Genomic DNA, 3,256 nt, shown 5'->3' with positions numbered 1-3,256 from the left:
TGATGTCTCGCTTCTTGAAACGAAGGTCCGCTTGAGAGACGCGGCCGACGAGGTCGTGGTGGCCGCCGAATTCCAAGAACGCGTCGTCGCGATCGCCGACACCCCCGAGAACCGTTATAAACTGGTTCAACTGCAGCTTGACGCCGGCATGATCGACATCAAGTCGGCGCTCAGCGACCGAATCTCACTGGCCGCCGATCCGACCCGGTTGGGATCGATGATCCGCTCGGCGGTTCGTCGAAGTGATCGGTCGACGGCGCTCGCGATCTGCGAAGAAGCCGTCCGCCGGGATCCCGGTTTGTGGGACGTCAAACTGATGCTCGCCCAGTTGTTGCTGTACGAACGAGGTGACGATGAAACACAAGACGGCGATGAAGCAACTTACCCTGCGCCGCACCGTCGCGCGATCGAACTGGCCGGCGAGATTCGTCAGTTGGATCTGCCACTGGATGCGTTACCGCCAACGACAAGAACGCGAGCCACCAGCACATCAGCCAGCACGTCACGTCCGCCAGGTTATGCCACCAGTCCGAGTCGTTGGACGGGCAGCTCATACACGTTGGCGCGAAACTATCGCGTCGGCCGCTACGCGAGCAGCAATTATTCCAGCATGTCGTCCAGTTATTCGACCATCGATCCGTCCTCGTTCGGGCACGCTCGGGTCTTGGCCGCCACCGTGGAAATGGTTGCGATCGCCAAACGTTTTCCGGCCGATGAAGCGAAAACGAGAATCGATGCCTTGATCGAACGCACCGTTGCACTGCCAGCGGTCGACCAAATCGAAGACGCCAACCTGATTTGGGAGCACCGGGCACTCCAGTCGCTTGCGAGTGCTGTGACCTCGACGACAACATCCAGACCAGCCAGTGGGGACGACAAAGAACTCACCGAAAAGCTGAATTGGCGACTGGCGGAACTGGACCCCAAGGAGGGAGCGGTTTCGGTGCGCAGCATGTTGATGGGGAAGATCCGCTCGGACGCGCAAAACGAATCCAACAGCGACGACGCGGCGCCGGCCGACACGGCCGGCTTGTTGACCGAGCCCCAATTGCGGCTGATGCTGGATCTGTACGAACAAGCGCAAGTCGACGCGGCATCCGGTAGCAACACCGCCAGTTCCACCTCATGGTCGACACTTGCGGATTATCGCGTGATCCTGTCGAACCACTTCAACGCCGTCGGCGACACGGCGCGAGCGAAACAATACGCCTTGCAAGCGCCACCAGCACGCGCGTCGCTGAAGGATCTCTTGAGCGCGATGTCGTACTATTTAAACCTCAATCAGGTCGACCAAGCTGACGCCTTGGTGGAACGATTGATGCCCGCGGTGCGTGACGACACGACGGGGAAATCAGTGACGTGGAGTACGGTGACGGGGACGGCCGGCCATCTGGTGACGTCCGGACGACACGGGGCCGACTTTGTCGAGCGTCATCGCATGACGCTCCTCGACGCAGTGCTCGCCCAAGCGATCGAGCACAATAGCGTCGCGGCGCGACGCAGCACCGCACTGTCCAACGGAACCCTCAGCACGTACGTCCGCAGTTCGCAGAACAGCTACTATTCGTTCCAGGTCAAAGCCCCCCTGTCGTTGCAACTGTTGAACCAACAGATCATCAACGAGCTTTCCAGCCTGATGCCCAGCTCGGAAAGCGACGGCCAGCCCCGTGGCATCAACGTCAGCGACGAGGTGATCGCACACTTGGATCGACCGTTGGCGGGAGCCCCGGTGCAAGAACAAAAAGCACGCCGTGTGTTGGCCGCGTTCGCCTGCTGGTGGACGAAGCGTCCGGAGGAATGCTATTCGCGACTCAGCCAGCTTTGCCGCGAGTTCCCCGATGACGTCGACTTGCGAATCGAACAGGCCCGGCTTGCCAGTGAGCTTGCCCAACCGCGCGTCGCCCTGGAGGCGCTCGACTCGTTCGATCCGCTCGACAGCGGGATGTTGGTTCGCAAAGAAATGGCGGCGTTGAACTTGGCCTCACAACTCGGCGATGTGGAACGCGCCAAGCAGGCCGCCGAGCGTCTGTTCGGATTGCGGATGGATACCAAGACCCAGTTGGCCTTGGCCGATCAGCTCCGCCGACTCGGGATGAATGACAAGGCCACCGCGGTGTTGCGGCGTTTACGCGGAGGGCGTGCGCGTGATGAGCGAACGGAATTGCAGATCGCCGACGCGTTTTTGGCCAACGACGACCAGGAGGCCGCTGCGGAGGTCGCCTACACGGTGCTGCGAAAGTTGAATAGCGGTCGGGGAGCATCGAGCAATTCGGCGTACTACCGCCGACAAGCCGTTTCGATTCTGCAAAACGCCAAACGCCTTGACCCGCTAATCGAACAAGCGAAACGACGCGTCGCTGCGGCCCCCGCTTCGGTGCGGGCCAGGATGGAGTTGGCCGAACTGTACACCGCGGCGGGCAAACAGCGGGACGCCGAAGCGTTGTGGAGTGAGATTGCGAAATCCAAACCGAACGATCCGAACCAATTGCTCGCACGGGCAAGTGCACTCTACAAAGCCAAACAATACAAGGAGTCGGCGGAGTTGTACCTGGACGCGTTTGAAAAAGAACCGCAACTGCTGAACCGGCATGTCTATGAAATGACCCGTGCGGTGGAGCGGAGTAGCGATTTCGACCCGATGTTCGAGCGATTGCTGAAATTCGATCCCGAAGCCATTCAAAGCTACCGACTCGACACGTTGCTGAACGTCGGGCGACGCAAACCCTACACCGACGCCAAGCGGAGGTTCGTCGCCCACGCCTTGAAGAACTCGCAGTTCAAACGAGACTTCTATCGTTACATCGATGCGATCCCGGTGCCGGACCGGGAGAAGATTCCGGAAATCCGCCAGGCCATGATTGACGTCATCTGCGGCGACGATGCGTTTAAGACGGGATCGACGACGTGGCGGGTGACCAGTCGCTCGTCCGGCGGAACGGCAAACGGTCCGTTGAAAGACATCTTGACGTTGCTCCGAAGCGACGACGAAGCGCGGGAGCGATTCGAGGAAGCCGCCAAGAAGGCGATTCAAGACAAGACGCTCGCCCCCTCGTCGCGGTTCTTGTCGGCGCTGGTCGACGTGGCCGACGATACCAAACGCGAGGCGGCCGTCGAGTCGATTCGAGAACTGATGGAGTCCGACGCGGTCGCCGCCGCAAAGGGTGCCGACACGTTGGCCATCAGCGGCGGATTGTTATGGCAGGGCGGCCAGGTGCTGGAATCGATTTCCGAGATCGATGACAAGACATCCCTGCTG

The 3,256-nt window shown here is 60.4% G+C and carries 1 protein-coding gene; it reads left to right on the top strand.

Going from position 1 to position 3,256, the window contains the following annotated elements; genetic code table 11:
• Positions 1–31: 31 nt before the first annotated feature.
• Positions 32–3,256, top strand: a 3,225-nt coding sequence (locus ABX749_RS27090; RefSeq protein WP_372898773.1) for a tetratricopeptide repeat protein, incomplete at its 3' end; no start/stop codon positions are given.

It is taken from the genome of Stieleria sp. (assembly GCF_041595215.1).
Classification (GTDB): domain Bacteria; phylum Planctomycetota; class Planctomycetia; order Pirellulales; family Pirellulaceae; genus Stieleria; species Stieleria magnilauensis.
This window is presented reverse-complemented; position numbering and strand designations above follow the sequence as displayed.